Genomic DNA, 16,562 nt, shown 5'->3' with positions numbered 1-16,562 from the left:
GGCTCGTCGCCATGAGACGAGAACGCCTGGCGCTGGCGGTCCTGCTGATCGCGACCGGCGCGCTGTACCTGTGGCGGCTGGGGGACTCGGGCTGGGCCAACGCCTACTACTCGGCCGCCGCGCAGGCCGGTGCGACGAGCTGGAAGGCGTGGTTCTTCGGTTCCTCCGACGCCTCGAACGCGATCACCGTCGACAAGACGCCCGCCTCGCTGTGGGTGATGGGCCTGTCCGCCCGGCTGTTCGGCGTCAACGCGTGGAGCATCCTGGTGCCGCAGGCGTTGATGGGCGTCGGCAGCGTCTGGCTGCTGTACGCGACCGTGCGCCGCTGGTTCTCCCCCGCCGCCGCGCTGATCGCCGGCGCGGTGCTCGCGCTGACGCCAGTCGCCGTGCTGATGTTCCGCTTCAACAATCCCGACGCGTTGCTGGTCCTGCTGATGATCGCGGGCGCCTACTGCGTGACCCGCGCGGCCGAGAAGGCGAGCCCGCTGTGGCTCGCCCTGGCCGGTGTCGCGATCGGGTTCGGCTTCCTCACCAAGATGTTGCAGGCGTTCCTGGTGCTGCCCGCGTTCGCGCTGGCGTACCTGATCGCCGCTCCCACGACCGTCGGCAGGAAACTCCTGCACCTGACCGGCGCGCTCGGCGCCATGATCGTCGCGGGCGGCTGGTGGATCGTCGCCGTGGAGCTCACGCCCGACCGGCCGTACATCGGCGGGTCGCAGACCAACAGCGTGCTGGAACTGACGTTGGGCTACAACGGGTTCGGCCGCCTCACCGGTGACGAGGTCGGCAGCGTCGGCGGCGGCCGCGGCTGGGGCAGCGCGGGCTGGAGCCGGTTGCTGAACGAGGAGATGGGCAGTCAGATCGCCTGGCTGCTGCCCGCCGCCGTGGTGCTGCTGATCGCCGGGCTGTGGCTCACGAAGGGCCGCGCCCGCACCGCGCTCGCGTTGTGGGGCGGCTGGCTCGTCGTCACGGCCGGGGTCTTCAGCTTCATGAACGGCATCATCCACTCCTACTACACCGTCGCGCTGGCCCCCGCGATCGCCGCGATCATCGGCATCGCCTCCGCCGAGCTCTGGGACCGCCGCCACGAACCCGTCGCCGCGGCGGTGCTCTCCGGTTCGGTCGCCCTGTCCGCGCTCCAGTGCTACGTCCTGATCAACGGCTTCTCGACGCCGGTCGCGCTGCTGGTCCTGATGACGGGCCTGATCGCCGCCGTCGGCCTGGTGCTGTCGCTGCGCTGGGCCATCCCGGTCGCGCTGATCGCCGCGTTGCTGGGCCCCACCACCTACTCCTTCGCGACCGTCACCACCCCGCACACCGGTGCGTTGCCGGTCGCGGGCCCGTCGAACGGCCGGATGGGCGGCATGGGCGGCGGGCTGCTCGACACGACCACCCCGGACGCCGAGGTCACGAACCTCCTGCAGGACAACGCCGACAGCTACAGGTGGGTCGCCGCCACCATCGGCTCCAACAACGCGGCGGGCCTCCAGCTCGCCAGCGGGCGGCCGGTCATGGCGCTCGGCGGCTTCAACGGCACCGACCCCGCCCCCACGCTCGCCGAGTTCCAGGAGATGGTCCGAAGTGGACAGATCCACTACTACGTCGCGGCCGGACGGATGATGCAGGGCGAGACCGGCAGCGACGACGCCCACCGCATCGCCGAGTGGGTCGCCCAGAACTACACCGCGACCACCGTCGCCGGTGCCACCCTCTACGACCTGGACGCGTCATGACCGCCACCCTCGCCCCCGCGCCGGCCGCGGCCCCGCCCGCCCCGAAGCGCGACCCGAAACCGTTGCACCGCCTGGCCTTCCTGGCGCTGCTCGCCGGCACGGCCGTGCTGTACCTGTGGAACCTGACCGCGTCCGGCTACGGCAACGAGTTCTACGCGGCGGCCACGCAGGCGGCGTCGCAGAGCTGGAAGGCGCTGCTGTTCGGCTCGCTCGACCCCGGCAACACGATCACCGTCGACAAGCCGCCCGCGTTCCTGTGGGTGAGCGGGGTGTTCGCGAAGGTCTTCGGGTTCTCCAGCTGGACCGTGCTGGCCCCGCAGGCGTTCGAGGGCATCGCGGCCGTCGGCCTCCTCTACGCGACCGTGAAGCGCACGTCAGGCCCGTGGGCGGCCCTGTTCGCGGGCGCCGCGTTCGCGCTCACCCCGGTGGCGGCGCTGATGTTCCGCTTCAACCTGCCGGACGCGCTTCTGGTGCTGCTGATGGTCGCGGCCGCGTACTGCACGGTCCGCGCGCTGGACAAGGCGAGCCCGTGGTGGCTCGCGCTCGCCGGCACCGCGATCGGGTTCGCGTTCCTCACCAAGATGTTGCAGGCGTTCCTGGTGCTGCCCGCCCTCGCGCTGGTCTACCTGATCGCCGCGCCCACATCCGTCTGGAAGCGCCTGTTGCACCTGCTCGGTGCCGGTGTCGCGGTCGTCGTGTCCGCGGGATGGTTCATCGCGCTGGTGGAGTTGTGGCCCGCCGACAGCCGTCCGTACATCGGCGGCTCGACCAACAACTCGTTGTGGGAGCTGGCGATCGGCTACAACGGCCTCGGCCGCATCTTCGGCAACGCCGGTCCCGGCGGAGGCGGCGGGGGCATGGGCGGCAACGGCAACATCGGCTTCGGCGGCTCGACGGGCATCGGCCGGTTGTTCGGCGCCAGCATGGGTCCGGAGATCTCCTGGCTGCTGCCCGCCGCGTTGATCGGCCTGGTCGCCGGGCTGTGGTTCCTGCGCCGGGCGCCCCGCACCGACCGCACCCGTGCGGCGCTGGTGCTGTGGGGCGGCTGGTTGCTGGTGAGCGGCGCGGTGTTCAGCTTCATGAGCGGCATCACCCACCCCTACTACACGGTGGCGCTGGCTCCCGCGATCGCCGCCCTGGTCGGCATCACCGCCCGTGAGCTCTGGCGTGGCCGTGGACACTTCCCGGCGCGCATGGCGTTGACCGCGATGGTCGCGGCGACCGGCGTGTGGGGCTACATCCTGCTCGACCGCACCCCGGACTGGGCGCCGTGGGTGCGCTGGCTCCTGCTGGCCGTGACCGCGGTCGCCGTGCTGGCACTGGTGTTCGGCCTCGACCGCCGCTGGGTGGCCGGAGTGCTGGTCGCCGCGACCTTGCTCGGCACGTCCGGCTACGCGGTCGCCACCGCCGCGACGACGCACAGCGGCTCGATCCCGTTGTCCGGCCCGCGTTCCCAGCAGGGCGGCGGCATGGGCATGGGCGGGGGCACGTCGTCGTCGGAGGTCGTGCAGCTGCTCAAGGCGACGGACACCGAATGGGCCGCCGCCACGACCGGCGCCCAGAGCGCGGCCGGACTCCAGCTGGCGTCAGGCCGGTCGGTGATCGCGATCGGCGGCTGGAACGGCAGCGATCCCGCCCCGACGCTGGACGAGTTCAAGCAGCTCGTCGCCGACGGAAAGGTGCGCTACTACGTCGAGGGCGGCCGCGGTGGCGGTCCCGGTGGCAGCAACGAGATCGGCGAGTGGGTCGCGGCGACCTTCACCGCCACCACGGTCGGCGGCCAGACGCTCTACGACCTCCAGGGCTGAGGTCAGGCGACACGTCAGAGGCGGCCGGTGTCAGCGGGGATAACCTCCCCCGGCACCGGCCCCGCACCTGCCTGGAACACCGTGCCCCCTGGGAACACCGTGCCCGCCGGGAAGATCTCGGCCGGTTCCTGGTCCGCCCACAGCAACGGCACCAGGTCGGCACCGCGCTTGAACAACCACGGCACGCCCTTGAGCACCAGCCACGCGAGGTGGTGCCACACCGTCAGCTCGCGCCCGCCCGAGCACTCCAGGCTGACCTCGCCGACCTGGTGCCCGACCGCCCGCAGCTCCGCCGCGAACGCCCGCGCCAGCATCCGGTGCCCGCGCTCGGACGGGTGCAGCCGGTCGACCGCCCACGTGTCCAGCTCGTACGCGCCGGGCATCGTGTGCAGGTCGACGCAGCGGACCCCGTGCCGTGCCACCACGACGTCGACCACGCGGTTGTACTCGTCGATGCGGTCCTTCAGCACCCGCCGCAACCGGCCGGGAAGCTTGAACACGCGGCCCTGGTCGTGGAACCGCACGGTGACCACCGAGACCCCGGCGGCGGTCAGCTCGCGGCACACGTGGTCGAGGTCCTCGTGCATCCGCCGCACGGAGAAGTCGGACCGGAGCGTGTCGTTGACGCCGGCGATCACGACGGCGGCGGAGGGCTTGTCCCGCAACGCCTGGGGCAGCTGGGTGCGTCTGACGTCGGCCAGCCGGGCGCCGGAGACGGCGTAGTTGCGGTAGCCGTTGTCGGAGTACGCGGACGAGAGGATCGGGCCGAAGCCGCGCCAGCCGCCGGGCACGAGGTCGCCGATCCCGACCGCTGTCGAGTCACCGAGTAACACCAGCACGCGAAACAGCATCAGCTGGCCCGGTGATCTCGGCGTGACCGTGCGGGAACGGTTCAGCGAAATGCTGGGTAAAGCGGGAGTTCGAGCACCTCAGGGCCGTAGCGGTCGGCCAGTGCCCCGATCACCGCGTCGGCGTGCGACGCGACCGTCTTCTCGCCGAGGATCAGCGCGTCCGACCGCAACCTGATCCACCGGCCGGTGAGCACCACGCTGCGCGGCGGCGCGTCGGCGTCCGGGACGGGCATCGGCTTGGACAGCGCCCGCCACGTCGCGAGCCACACCCACAGCAGCTGGGCCTCCAGCAGCCGCGGTAAGAGCACCGCGTCGTCGTCCATCTCGGGCCACACCGACCCGACCTCGGCCCGCCAGGCGGCGACCATGGCCTCGGACATGCCGGGCGGCAGCCCCCACCCGCACCAGCAGGACGGGAACGGCACCCGCAGCGCGGCGGCGTCGAACACGATGTCGCGGACGCAGCCGCCCTCGAAGTCGACGAACCGTACCCCGCGCGAGGTGACCAGGTGGTTGTCCGGGCACGACGTCGACGGGCTGAACGCGCGCCGCCGCGACGTGCTGAACGCCCGCGCCGCACCGGCCGCGAACTCGACAGCCTGCGTGGACGTGGCGACGCCGAGGGTTTCCTCCAGCAGTCCCGGTAACCCGGCGATGGCCGTGTGCACGTCGACCGCGATCGGGTCCTGGCAGCACTGCGCCCCGGCCCGCCGCATCAACGCGTCGAAGTCCGCGTCCCGGCCCGCCGTCGTCGCGTGCAGCCGGCCCATCGCGTGCGCCCAGGACAGCAACCCGCGTTCGGCGGCCCGCGCGTCCTTGGCGTGCAGCTTCTCCGACAGCCTCGGTGCCCGGCCCAGGTCCTCCAGCACGACCAGGCGCGAACCGGCGTCGTGCGCGAACAGCTCCGGGGTGGCGCGTTCCTCGGCGGGCAACGCCGTGAGCAGCTGGTGGCTGACGGCCTCGTGCGCCCACGGATCGCGGTCGCCGCTCGCCTCCGGATACCGCTTCACGACGAGCGTGCGCGGCATGGAGAACGGCGACGAGGCCACCCTCACCCGGATTACCACGGAACGACCGGTACCCCCGAGAGCCTCGGGGTCCGCGAGGCGCACCTGTGCGCCCAGTCGTCTGGTCAGTACCCGCTCAGCCGCCCCGACAGCGTCCGCGATCTCTGGTGAAGTCGTGTCGGGAGGGCCCGCGGTGATCTCCACGCTCATCCCCTCCGACCCTACTCCCCAAGTCCGTGAGCCGGACCGACGCTAATCCGGCCAGGCTGCGACCACCACCACTCGTTGGTAACGGCTCGCGCTGTTTCCGGATCCCCCTCCGACGTGTGGACGTGTGGAAACACCTTCCGTTGCCCACTACGCACTGATCAAGGCGATCGATCGACGCCTGAACGTCAATACCGATCAAGTAGCTGCTCGATCGGGCGAACCGGTCTCATGTTCTGGGACGCGAGGAGGCACCTCGGAGGTTGCCTCGCCGCGTGGAAAAGATCGTCAAGCCTTCTCGACGCCCTCGTCCGGGCTCGTTTCCGGAGGCTTCGCACCCCGGACGTGTGGCCCCGGCAGGCAGCGCACGCGGTCAGCGGCGGTGTGCTGCCGGGCCCGCCACGACGAGGCCAGCACTGCCCGGCACCGAACCGCACCCAGGTGAGGTGGCCCGGCCGCCGTGCGACCGGGCCACTCCTCCTGAAGGTCGTCAGGCCTTCGGCTCGCCCTTGTCCTGCGGCTTCGCGTCCACACCGGCCTCCTTGCGCTGCAGCGCCGTGATGGGCGCCGGAGCGGCCGTCAGCGGGTCGTAGCCGCCGCCCGACTTCGGGAACGCGATGACCTCGCGGATCGAGTCCGCGCCCGCGAGCAGCATGCAGAGGCGGTCCCAGCCGAGCGCGATGCCGCCGTGGGGCGGGGCGCCGTACTTGAACGCGTCGAGCAGGAAGCCGAACTTCTCCTGCGCCTCCTCGGCGCCGATGCCCATGACGTTGAACGCGCGCTGCTGCACGTCCGCGCGGTGGATACGAATCGAGCCACCGCCGAGCTCGTTGCCGTTGAGGATCACGTCGTAGGCGTAGGCCAGCGCGTTGCCCGGGTCGGACTCGAAGTTGTCGACCCACTCCGGGGTCGGCGAGGTGAACGCGTGGTGCAGCGCCGTCCAGTTGCCGCCGCCGACCGCGACGTCACCGGCCTCGAGCTTGTCGACCGACTCGAACATCGGGAAGTCGACGACCCAGCCGAACGCCCAGGCGTTCTCGTCGATCAGGCCGACGCGGTGCGCGATCTCCACGCGGGCGGCACCGAGCAGGGCGCGCGCGTCGCGGGGGTCGCCCGCGCCGAAGAAGATGCAGTCGCCGGGGTTGGCGCCGGTGGCCTTCGCGAGGCCGTCGCGCTCGGTGTCGGTCAGGTTCTTCGCGACCGGGCCGCCGAGCGTGCCGTCCTCACCGACGAGCACGTACGCGAGACCCTTGTGGCCGCGCTGCTTCGCGAACTCCTGCCACGCGTCGAGCGTGCGGCGCGGCTGCGAGGCACCGCCCGGCATGACGACGGCACCGACGTACGGCGCCTGGAACACGCGGAACGTCGTGTCCTTGAAGTACTCGGTGAGCTCGGTGAGCTCGAGCTCGAAGCGCAGGTCCGGCTTGTCCGAGCCGTACTTGGCCATCGCGTCGGCGTAGGAGATCCGGCGGAACGGCAGCTGGAGGTCGACGCCCTTGGTCTCCTTCCAGATCGCGGCGAGCAGCTTCTCGGTCAGGCCGATCACGTCGTCCTGCTCGACGAAGCTCATCTCGACGTCGAGCTGGGTGAACTCCGGCTGGCGGTCGGCGCGGAAGTCCTCGTCGCGGTAGCAGCGCGCGATCTGGTAGTAGCGCTCCAGGCCACCGACCATGAGCAGCTGCTTGAACAGCTGCGGCGACTGCGGCAGCGCGTACCAGGAACCGGGGCGCAACCGCGCCGGCACCAGGAAGTCGCGCGCGCCCTCGGGCGTGGACCGGGTCAGCGTCGGCGTCTCGATCTCGACGAACTTCTCGGCGTGCAGCACCTCGCGGGCGATGCGGCTGACCTCGCTGCGCAGCCGGATGGCCTTGGCGGGCGCGGCGCGGCGCAGGTCGAGGTAGCGGTGCTTGAGCCGCGCCTCCTCGCCCGGCTCGACCTCGCTCTCGACCTGGAACGGCAGCGGCGCGGCCTCGTTGAGGACCTCGAGGTCGCTCACGTAGACCTCGATGGCGCCGGTCGGCAGCTCGGGGTTCTCGCTGCCCTCGGGGCGCTTGCTCACCTCGCCGGTGACCTTGACGACGTACTCGCTGCGCAGCCGGTGCGCGCGCTCCGCCATCTCGCCCTCGCGGAAGACGACCTGCGCGACACCGGACGCGTCGCGAAGGTCGATGAAGATGACACCGCCGTGATCCCGCCGGCGGGCGACCCACCCGGTGAGGGTGACGGACTGCCCGGCGTGCTCGGCCCGGAGTGACCCGGCCTCGTGCGTGCGCAACACGGTGGTGGCTCCTTGTAGACGAAGTAAACCTTGTCGTCAAGGCTAGCCGGAGCCACCGACAGATTTTCAGGCAGGGCTTTCTCGCTGCGCGGATGATCTCCGTTGGCTACCGTCGGGCGGCATGCGGATCGCGTTCGCCCTAGTAGGCATGCTGGTGATGACCGTGGTCGCCGTGGGCGTGCTGTTCATCGGCGTCCTCGGCTTCACGCCGACCACCACCTGTTCCGGCGCCTGCCAGGCACCGCTGGTGATCACCTTGGCCGGCACGGTGGTCATCGGCCTGTGCGCGACGTTCGCGACGTGGTTCCGCGCCGTCCGCGCGCCCCGCGCCGCCGTGCCGTGGCTGGGCGCGGCACTGATCATCGTGCTCTACCTGGTGTCACTCCAGATCGCGCAGAACGTCCTCTAGCCGCGCCTTCTCCCACGCCGCGGCCCATCCGGCGTCGACCTGCTCGGCGTCGCCCCACTCGGCGATCCGGTGCAGCAGGTCCACCAGCCGCGCCCAGGGTTCGCGGTCCAGCGACGGCAGCACCTCGACCAGGAACGGCAGCACCGCCGTGGCCGCCCCGCACACGAACCCGCCCTCCTCGTGCACCGTCCGGTCCAGGTCGGTGATCGCCCGCGCGACCACTTCGGGATCGTCCGACAGCAACGCCCGGACGTGACCCGGCGTGTCCAGCGCGGGCCCGTAGGCGTGGTCGATCGAGTGCCACGGAACGTCGTCCAGTCCCTCCAGGCTCATCCCAGCTCCAGCAGCACCGAGGTGGCGAGCGCCGAGACGTGCTGCCCCAGCGACGTCACTCCGGTGTCGTGCACCCGCTCGGCGACGAGGTCCCGGTACTGCGCGGCGCGCGCGACGCCGACCAGCCACACCGCGAACGCGCGCAGCCGGACGTCCGGGTCGGTGATCCACACCGGCACGAACGGCACGACCAGGCCGACGTCGGTGGTGTCCCGTTCGAAGAGCCTGCGCAGGTAGTCGAGCGCCTCGGTGCGCCACGGCAGCACGTCCACCAGCGCCAGCACCAGGTCGATGCCGTCGAAGTCCTTGGGGCCCACCAGCCAGAGCACGTGCTCCAGCACCTCGTCGTAGCCCATCTCGAACGACCCGGTGGCGAGGAACAGCTCCAGGTCCCCGGTCAGCCCGCGCAGGATCACGTCGTGGTCGGGCCGGGTGGCCGCGGACACGAGCATCCGCGCCAGGGGTTCGGAGTCCGCGACCGGCAGCTCCCGCAGCCACGCCACCGCCGCCTCGTCCCCGCGCCCGGCGAACTCCGTGGCGACGATCACCAGGCACAACCGGGTGGCCGGATCGAACTCCTCCTCCCACCGCTTCGCCAACGCGGGCAACACGGGCGCGCTGTCGCCGAGCCCCTTGCCCAGCATGAACAACGTGCCGCGGCGCACCGCCGCCGAACTGTGGTCGAGCAGCGCGAGCAACGCCGGCTTCGACGCCTCCCAGGCAGGTGGCCAGCTCGGGTGCACGCCGACCGAACCGCTGCCCCCGGCGACCGCGATCGCGCCGCACAGGTTCTCCAGCAGCCACTCCCGGCTGGGCGTGTTGTCGTGCGCGACCAGTTCCAGCAGGAACGGCCACGCCGCCGCGGTCGCCTCGCTGACCTCGGCGGGGTCGCCGGTCAGGTGCCGCACCAGTTCCTCGTGCGGCTCCACGGAGGTCCGCGCCTGCCTCAGCAACCTGGGAAGCTCGTCGGCGTACCCGTCATGACTGCGCAACCGGTACCAGTCGATCTTCTTCAGGCCGTCCACCACGGGTCCGATCATTCCACCTGCCGCGGCGGACGCGTCACGAGCGCTCCAGCAGACCCCGGACGTCCTCGCCCTCGTCGAACCCCTGCCACGAACCGCCGCCGCCGAGCCGGTGGTCGGAGGCGAGCAGCTCGTCGCGCCGGGGCACGCGGACGCCGAGCTCGACGAGGTGGCGCACGGCGGTGATGCCGTCCTCGCCCAGCGCGCGGCCGCGCCACCGCTCCACCTCGGCGAGCGCGAGCCGCTCGAGCTCCCCGACCTCGCCGGTCCGCCGCCAGTGCTCGTACCAGGCCCGCATCCGCTTGGGCGGGAACGTCTCGTCGAGCGACAACGTGGCGGGGTCGTAGTCGCGGTAGCCCTGCCGGTCCGGTGGTGGCCAGGTCGTCGCGGGCGCGGGCCGTCCGCACCGGGCGAGCGCCCACGCCGCCACGTCGCCGATCCGGTGCCGCGCCGAGATTTCGGTCCCGTCGGTCAGCAGTTCCGCGACGGCGTCCGCGTGCTCGGCGGCGCGCAGACCTCCGGCGACCTCCACGGCGAAGCGGCGCGACCGGGGGTCGGGATCGGCGAGCCACCCGGCCAGCAGCGGTCGCACCCGCGGCTCCGCCGAACGCCAGGTCCGCACGGCGGTGAGCAGGCCGTCCAGCGCCTCCGTCCGCCACGACGGGTGCTGGAGCAGTGCGAGCCACAGGCCAGTCAGTTCGGCCGGGTCGTCGCCGAGCAACCAGCGCAGGTGCGCCAGCAGGTCCGCGTAGTTCATCTCGAAGAGCTCGTAGAACGGCCGCAGGTCCGCGTTCAGCCCGCGCACCAGCACCGCGGCGTCCGGCCGCGCGGCCGCGGACACCAGCATCGCCGCTTCCGGCTCGTCCTCGGGAACCCGCAGCGCCGCCAGCCAGTCCACCGCGGCCACGTCACCGTGCCCCGCGAACTCCGCCGCCGTGAACACGACGCTCAGGCGCGTGACCCGATCGGTCTCGGCGGCCCACAGCCGGGACAGGGCGGGCAGCACCGGCGCGCTGTCCCCGCGCCCCCGGGAGAGCACGTGCAACGCGGGCCGGCACAGGTCCGGGGAGCCGAGCAACGCGAGCAGCGCGGGTTTCGCCGCCTCCCACGCGACGTGCCAGCTGGGGTGGACGTCGTGGCCGCCGCCCCCGCCGTTCAGGGCGATGGCCGCGCAGAGCTCGCTCAGGATCCACTCGCGACGCGGCGTTTCCTCGCAGGTGACCAGTTCGAGCAGGAACGGCCAGGCTGCCGCGGCCGCCTCGGTGACGTCGAACTCGCCGTGGATCAGCAGGTCGAGCAGTTCCTCGCCGGCCGCACGGGACGTGCCCACTTCCCGCAGCAGCACCGGAACCTGGTCGCCGTACCCGCCGTGGTTGCGCAACGCGGACCAGTCGACGGCCCCCAGACCCTCCACCATGGACACCAGAATAGGAAAAGCCGCGACCGGGGGTCGCGGCTTTTCTCATGGGGCGTCAGCTCACGCGGTCGGCGCGAGGTACAGCAGGCGGTTCGGCGAGCCCGAACCCGGGTTCGTCACCTTCGACGGCGTCGACTGCGAGATCAGGTACGAGGCGACCTGAGCCGGCGTGGCCGACGTGTTCGTCGAGAGGTAGCGAGCGGCGGCACCCGCGACGTGCGGGGTGGCCATCGACGTGCCCGAGATGGTGCTCGTGGCGGTGTCGGAGGTGTTCCAGGACGACGTGATGTCGCGGCCCGGGGCGAAGATGTCGAGCACCGCGCCGTAGTTCGAGAACGACGAGCGGGCGTCGGTGCGGTCGGTGGAGCCGACCGTGATCGCCTCGGTCACGCGGGCCGGCGAGAAGCCGGACGCGTTGGCGTTGCTGTTGCCCGCCGCCACGGCGAACGTGACGCCCTTGGCGATGGCGTTGCGCACGGCCGTGTCGAGGGTGGCGTTGGCGCCACCGCCGAGGGACAGGTTCGCGACGGCCGGCTTGGCCGCGTTGGCACCCACCCAGTCGATGCCGGCCGCGACGCCCGCGAGGGTGCCGGAGCCGTTGTTGTCGAGCACGCGGACGGCGACGATGCGCGCGGACTTCGCGACGCCGTACTGCGAACCGGCGATGGTGCCAGCGACGTGCGTGCCGTGGCCGTTGCCGTCCTGCGCGACGTTGTCGTTGTCCACGAAGTCACGGCCGTTCGAGGCGCGGCCCCCGAACGTCGAGTGGCTGATGCGGACACCGGTGTCGATGACGTACGCGGTCACGCCGGCGCCGGTCGAGGTGTAGCTGTAGGAGCTGTTGAGCGGCAGGTTGCGCTGGTCGATGCGGTCGAGGCCCCACGACGGCGGGTTCGTCTGCGTGGCCTGCGTGTGCACGACCTGGTCGGCCTCGACGAACTCCACCGACGGGTCGGCGGCGAGCCTCTTGGCCTGCTTCTCGGAGAGCTTCACGTTGAAGCCGCCGAAGGTCTTGTACTCGCGCTCGACCGAGCCGCCGAAACGGGAAGCGAGGGCGTGCCCGTTCGTCTTGCCCTCCTTCAGCTTCACGATGAAGGAGCCGGCGATCTTCTCGGGGTGGTTGAGGGACAGCACCTCGCCCTCGGCGGCGGAGGCGCTGGGAACCATCAGAACCGACAGGGCGAGACTCGCCACGCCGGCACCGGCCAGGAACCGGATCTTTCGCGTCATGATTGCATTCCGTTCATTGCAGGGGAACGAAGCGCTTTCGACGTTATGGAGAGATCCGGTTCCTGCCAAGGGTGTCTTAGTGTTTAAGACGGGCTTGCATTGCCGGACAATTCACCTTTCACAGGGATGGCGGCCAGTAGAGGATACGACTGACGGGTGGCGTGCCCGGAGTGGCCGTGGTAACCAGCGCGCGTTCCACCTGCGCGGGCGTGGCCGCGCGGTTCCTCTCCAGGTACCGGGCCGCGACACCGGCCGCATGTGGTGCGGCCATTGAGGTTCCGCTCAGCGTCGCGGTCGCGGTGTCCGAAGTGTTCCAGGCGGACGGGATGCTGACGCCCGGCGCGTAGAGGTCCACCAGCGGTCCGTAGTTGGACGAAGAGGCCTTGGTGTCGGTCTGCGTCAACGCTCCCACGCAGATCGCCTGCGAAACCCGTTGCGGCGACGAGTTCACGGGGTCGGTGTTGCTGCCTCCTGCTGCGAGCGTGTACGAAACACCGGAGTCGATCGACTTCTTCACAGCGGTGTCGAGTGCCGCGGAAGCACTGCCGCCCAACGACATGTTGGCCACCGCGGGCTTGACGGCGTTGCGCGTCACCCAGTCCACGCCGGCGATGACACCGGCGATCGTGCCGGAGCCCGACCCGTTCAGCACGCGCACACCCCACACGGTGGCCTGCTTGGCGGCGCCGTACTTCGTGCCGGCCGCGATGCCGGCGACGTGCGTGCCGTGGCCGTTGTCGTCCTGCGCGACCGCGTCGTTGTCGACCGTGTCCCAGCCGTTGCGCGCGCGGCCGCCGAAGTCCGCGTGCGTCACGCGCAATCCGGTGTCGATCACGTAGATGTTCACGCCACGCCCGGTGGTCGCGTACTCGTAGCGCCGGTCGAGCGGCAATGCGCGCTGGTCGATCCGGTCGAGTCCCCACGGCGGATCGACCTGGACGCCGAGTGCGCGCACGATCCCGTCACGCTCCACTGAGGACACGTTCGGGTCGGCTTTCAACGCCCGCAGCTGCGCGGCGGTCAGCCTCGCGCTGAAACCGTTGAAGACACTGGAATAGCGGTGTTCGACGGTGCCGCTGAACGACGAGACGGCGCCGTCCTTCAACACCACGATGTAGGACGAGGTGGCCGCGGACGCCGGGGCGACCACGACCGTTGCCGCGAGCGCGGCGACTGCCAGCAGGGCTCTCACGGGCGGATTTCCTTCCGGTTGCAGGGGAAAACGGCCCCGGCTCGCGAGAGGAGCCGGGGCCGCACATCACAGGGACCGCATTCAGCTGGTCGGCGGCCAGTACAGGAGCCTGGTCGTCGTGCCGGCGCCGGGGTTGGTGACCTTGCCGTTGGTCGCGTTGCTCGTGATCGCCGTCGCCACCTGGGCGGGCGTCACGTTCCGGTTGCCCTGCAGGTAGCGGGCCACCACGCCGGCGACGTGCGGCGACGCCATCGAGGTGCCGGAGATCGTGTTCGTGGCCGTGTCACTGGTGTTCCACGCGGACGTGATGCCACCACCGGGTGCGAAGACGTCCACCACGGCGCCGTAGTTGGAGAAGGAGGAACGGGCGTCGGTGCGCTCGGTGGAGCCCACGGTCAGCGCCGCCGCCACGCGCGCGGGCGAGGTGTTCGCCGCGTTCGTGTTCGAGTTGCCCGCCGCGACGGCGAACGTCACGCCGCGCGTGATCGCCCCGCTCACGGCGTTGTCGAGCGAGGTGTTCGCGCCGCCGCCCAGCGACATGTTGGCGACAGCGGGCTTGACGTGGTTGTTCGCCACCCAGTTCACGCCGGCGACGACCCCGGCGATGGTGCCGGAACCCGCGTTGTTCAGCACGCGGACACCGATGATGGTCGCCTGCTTCGCGACACCGTACGAGGTGCCCGCGACGGTGCCGGCGACGTGCGTGCCGTGGCCGTTGCCGTCCTGCGCGACGGCGTCGTTGTCCACGAAGTCGTAGCCGTTGCGGGCACGGCCGCCGAAGTCGCGGTGGGTGATGCGGACACCGGTGTCGATGATGTAGGCGTTCACGCCCGAACCGGTGGAGTTGTAGGTGTAGCGCTGGTCGAGCGGCAGGTTGCGCTGGTCGATCCGGTCGAGCCCCCACGACGGCGGGTTGACCTGGGTCGCCTGGATGCTGACCACCTGGTCGCGTTCCACGTACTCGACCGAGGGGTCAGCGGCCAGTCTGCGTGCCTGGGCGTCGCTCATCTTGACCGAGAAGCCCTGGAACACCGTGTCGTAGACGTAGCCGACCTGACCGCCGAAGCGGGAACCGAGAGTCTGCGCGCTCGCGGTGATCCCGCCGTCCTTGAGCTTCACGATGAAGCTTCCGGCGATGTTCTGACCGGGCGAGACGCGGATCTCGCCCACCGCGGCGGTGGCCGGTGCCGCGAACGCGGCGATCATGACCGCCGAACCCAGCAGAGTTGCAGTCTTGCGCATTGTGCAGTCCTGTTCGTCGCAGGGATGCTGCGTGGAAACCATCGGGCCTATTGGCGGCGTAATAGTCCCGAGATCTGAACCTGGCGGGTATCCCAGCCCGTGAAAACCGCCGATCGGCTGTACCGCGTTTCCTTTGCTGCCGATAGCCTTCCGATCTTGACTCCGTGAAACCGGAGGAGCGATGCTCACGATTTACCCACCGCGCGAGGAGCTGGCCGACCTTCTCGTGACGGGTCCGTTCGCGGACGCGTTGCGGGTCGCGATCCAGGTGCGGGGACTCAGTCTGGAACGGTTGCAGCACCGGCTGAAGGTGCGGGGCGCGCCGATCAGCGTGACGGCGCTGAGCTACTGGCAGTCCGGCAGACGCAGACCCGAGCGGCCCGAGTCGTTGATGGCCCTCACCCACCTGGAAGACGTCCTGGGGCTGCCCGAGAGCGCTCTCAGCCGCCTGCTGGGCCCACCTCGGCCGCGTGGCCGTTCACGCAGGCGGGAGCCGTCCGCCTGGGCCGCGTGGGACTCGTCCGGCCTGGTGCTGACCGCCCAGCACGACCGGGTGGACGTCGCGCCCTGCGGCGGGGTGCGCGGCGTCCGGTCCCGCCAGGTCATGCGGGCGAACTCGGCCGCTGTGGACCGCTGGATCCTTTGTCAGGAAACGGGTTCCGCGCAGCCCGCGCTCACCGCGGTGCGTTCCTGCCGGGTCGGCCGGGTCGCCCGCGAACGCACGAACGGCGTGCTCGTCGCCGAGCTGTTGTTCGACGAACCGATCTCCGCGGGCGAGTCCGTCGCGATCGAGTACGAATTGATCTATCCACATCCGACGGCCGAGCACACGCATTTCCGCCGGTTCGCCGAACGCGTCCACGACTACGTGCTGGAGATCAAATTCCAGGCGGAGCCGGACGCCTGCGAGGAATTCGCGTCCGGCCCGGCCGGAACGGAAATGTTCGGCGCGCGCCCGGCTCCGGTGGACGACGGCGGCTACGCGCACGCCGCCGCCCTCGACTTCGGCCCCGGCGTCTACGGAATGCGCTGGACCGCCGCCGCGAACGCCACGGGGTCGTCCACCCAGGGGAAGTGACCGGCGCCGGCCTGCGACACGAACCGGGCGCCGGGAATCAGCTCCGCGTACTCCCGCGCGCGGTTCGGCGGCAACGACACGTCGTACTCGCCGGCCACGAAAACCGTTGGCACGTCGAGGTTCTGGAGAGCCGCACGGACCCGAGCCGGGTCGAACGCGCCCTCGGCGTAGTACTCTGCGGCGGCCTCGTCGTTGCGCGGGTGGTCTTCGAGGGCGCGCGCCTCGTCGTCCCAGCGCCCGTAGTGGAACGGGGCGATCTTCGCGAACGCCTCCGCGCTGAAGTTCCCGGCCCAGATCTGCTCGAACCCCTGGATCGCCTCGGCGTACCAAGGTTCTCCCGACCGCTTCAGCGCCACCGCGCGGCGGTCGTCGTCGGTCACGTCGATGCCGACCACTCGCGCACTCGGCGCGACGAGCACGAGTTCCTTGACGTGCTGCGGAAAACGCGTCGCGTACAGGATCGCGAGCGTGCCGCCCGCGGAGTGCCCGAGGAGCCGGATGCGGTCCAGTCCCAGGTGCTGCCGCAACGCCTCGACGTCGTCGACGACGTGGTCGGCGCGATAGCTGTCCGCTTTCTCCGATTCACCGGTGCCGCGCAGGTCCAGCCGGATCAGGTCGGGCAGCGGCAGTCCGCCCAGGTACGACGAGGCCTGCATGGGCCCGCCGGGCAGGCAGATCAACGGGTCGCCGGCCTCACCGTGGTAGGTGAGGCCGACGCCGTCCGAAGTCGTGAAAGTCCCCATGCCCCGCAG

14 protein-coding genes are annotated in these 16,562 nt (G+C 71.0%); 4 read left to right on the top strand and 10 right to left on the bottom strand.

Annotation, left to right across the window (positions count from 1 at the left end):
• Nucleotides 1-11: 11 nt before the first annotated feature.
• Together ACFWNN_RS15750 and ACFWNN_RS15745 are read left to right on the top strand one after the other, a co-directional pair.
• Complete coding sequence (locus tag ACFWNN_RS15750; protein ID WP_382440598.1) at nucleotides 12-1,733, top strand: ArnT family glycosyltransferase; 1,722 nt, start codon at nucleotides 12-14, stop codon at nucleotides 1,731-1,733.
• Complete coding sequence (locus ACFWNN_RS15745; protein WP_382440597.1) at nucleotides 1,730-3,541, top strand: ArnT family glycosyltransferase; 1,812 nt, start codon at nucleotides 1,730-1,732, stop codon at nucleotides 3,539-3,541. The genes ACFWNN_RS15750 and ACFWNN_RS15745 overlap by 4 nt, the downstream gene beginning before the upstream one ends.
• Before the next feature lie 14 nt (nucleotides 3,542-3,555).
• Here ACFWNN_RS15745 and ACFWNN_RS15740 read toward each other — a convergent pair whose 3' ends face one another.
• From ACFWNN_RS15740 to aspS, 3 genes are all read right to left on the bottom strand, one after another.
• Entirely contained in the window at nucleotides 3,556-4,380 is an 825-nt protein-coding gene (locus ACFWNN_RS15740; protein WP_382440596.1) for an SGNH/GDSL hydrolase family protein, read from the bottom strand.
• A gap of 53 nt (nucleotides 4,381-4,433) precedes the next feature.
• On the bottom strand, nucleotides 4,434-5,609 hold the full coding sequence (locus ACFWNN_RS15735) for a hypothetical protein (RefSeq protein WP_382440595.1): 1,176 nt from the start codon (nucleotides 5,607-5,609) through the stop codon (nucleotides 4,434-4,436).
• A gap of 487 nt (nucleotides 5,610-6,096) precedes the next feature.
• Nucleotides 6,097-7,884, bottom strand: coding sequence for an aspartate--tRNA ligase (gene aspS, locus ACFWNN_RS15730; protein WP_382440594.1), 1,788 nt, complete (start codon nucleotides 7,882-7,884; stop codon nucleotides 6,097-6,099).
• Nucleotides 7,885-8,005: 121 nt separating this feature from the next.
• Between aspS and ACFWNN_RS15725 the strand changes: the two genes are divergently transcribed.
• Nucleotides 8,006-8,293, top strand: coding sequence for a hypothetical protein (locus tag ACFWNN_RS15725; protein ID WP_382440593.1), 288 nt, complete (start codon nucleotides 8,006-8,008; stop codon nucleotides 8,291-8,293).
• Here ACFWNN_RS15725 and ACFWNN_RS15720 read toward each other — a convergent pair.
• From ACFWNN_RS15720 to ACFWNN_RS15695, 6 genes are all read right to left on the bottom strand, one after another.
• Complete coding sequence (locus ACFWNN_RS15720; RefSeq protein ID WP_382440592.1) at nucleotides 8,264-8,626, bottom strand: hypothetical protein; 363 nt, start codon at nucleotides 8,624-8,626, stop codon at nucleotides 8,264-8,266. The genes ACFWNN_RS15725 and ACFWNN_RS15720 overlap by 30 nt on opposite strands.
• The gene (locus tag ACFWNN_RS15715; RefSeq protein WP_382440591.1) at nucleotides 8,623-9,666 is read right to left on the bottom strand and encodes a hypothetical protein; all 1,044 of its coding nucleotides are present in this window, start codon (nucleotides 9,664-9,666) and stop codon (nucleotides 8,623-8,625) included. The genes ACFWNN_RS15720 and ACFWNN_RS15715 overlap by 4 nt, the downstream gene beginning before the upstream one ends.
• Before the next feature lie 22 nt (nucleotides 9,667-9,688).
• Nucleotides 9,689-11,068 (bottom strand): hypothetical protein, encoded by a 1,380-nt coding sequence (locus tag ACFWNN_RS15710; protein ID WP_382440590.1) that lies wholly within the window; start codon nucleotides 11,066-11,068, stop codon nucleotides 9,689-9,691.
• Between the two features lie 60 nt (nucleotides 11,069-11,128).
• Nucleotides 11,129-12,298: a S8 family peptidase gene (locus tag ACFWNN_RS15705; protein ID WP_382440589.1), complete on the bottom strand. Its 1,170-nt coding sequence runs from the start codon at nucleotides 12,296-12,298 to the stop codon at nucleotides 11,129-11,131.
• A 118-nt stretch (nucleotides 12,299-12,416) separates the two neighbouring features.
• Nucleotides 12,417-13,490 carry a S8 family peptidase gene (locus tag ACFWNN_RS15700; protein ID WP_382440588.1) on the bottom strand — a complete coding sequence of 358 codons (1,074 nt, stop codon included), beginning with the start codon at nucleotides 13,488-13,490 and terminating at the stop codon, nucleotides 12,417-12,419.
• Between the two features lie 81 nt (nucleotides 13,491-13,571).
• A complete protein-coding gene (locus tag ACFWNN_RS15695; RefSeq protein ID WP_382440587.1) occupies nucleotides 13,572-14,732 on the bottom strand; it encodes a S8 family peptidase in 1,161 nt (386 codons plus the stop codon).
• 181 nt (nucleotides 14,733-14,913) lie between these two features.
• Here ACFWNN_RS15695 and ACFWNN_RS15690 point away from each other — a divergent pair, with 181 nt between their 5' ends.
• Nucleotides 14,914-15,810: a hypothetical protein gene (locus ACFWNN_RS15690; protein ID WP_382440586.1), complete on the top strand. Its 897-nt coding sequence runs from the start codon at nucleotides 14,914-14,916 to the stop codon at nucleotides 15,808-15,810.
• Here the strand turns inward: ACFWNN_RS15690 and ACFWNN_RS15685 are convergent.
• A complete protein-coding gene (locus tag ACFWNN_RS15685; protein ID WP_382440585.1) occupies nucleotides 15,750-16,553 on the bottom strand; it encodes an alpha/beta fold hydrolase in 804 nt (267 codons plus the stop codon). The genes ACFWNN_RS15690 and ACFWNN_RS15685 overlap by 61 nt on opposite strands.
• Between the last annotated feature and the right edge of the window lie 9 nt (nucleotides 16,554-16,562).

It is taken from the genome of Lentzea sp. NPDC058450 (assembly GCF_042721395.1).
GTDB lineage: Bacteria > Actinomycetota > Actinomycetes > Mycobacteriales > Pseudonocardiaceae > Lentzea.
Note: the sequence above shows the minus strand (reverse complement) of the source record. Positions and strands in the feature narration are given on the sequence as shown.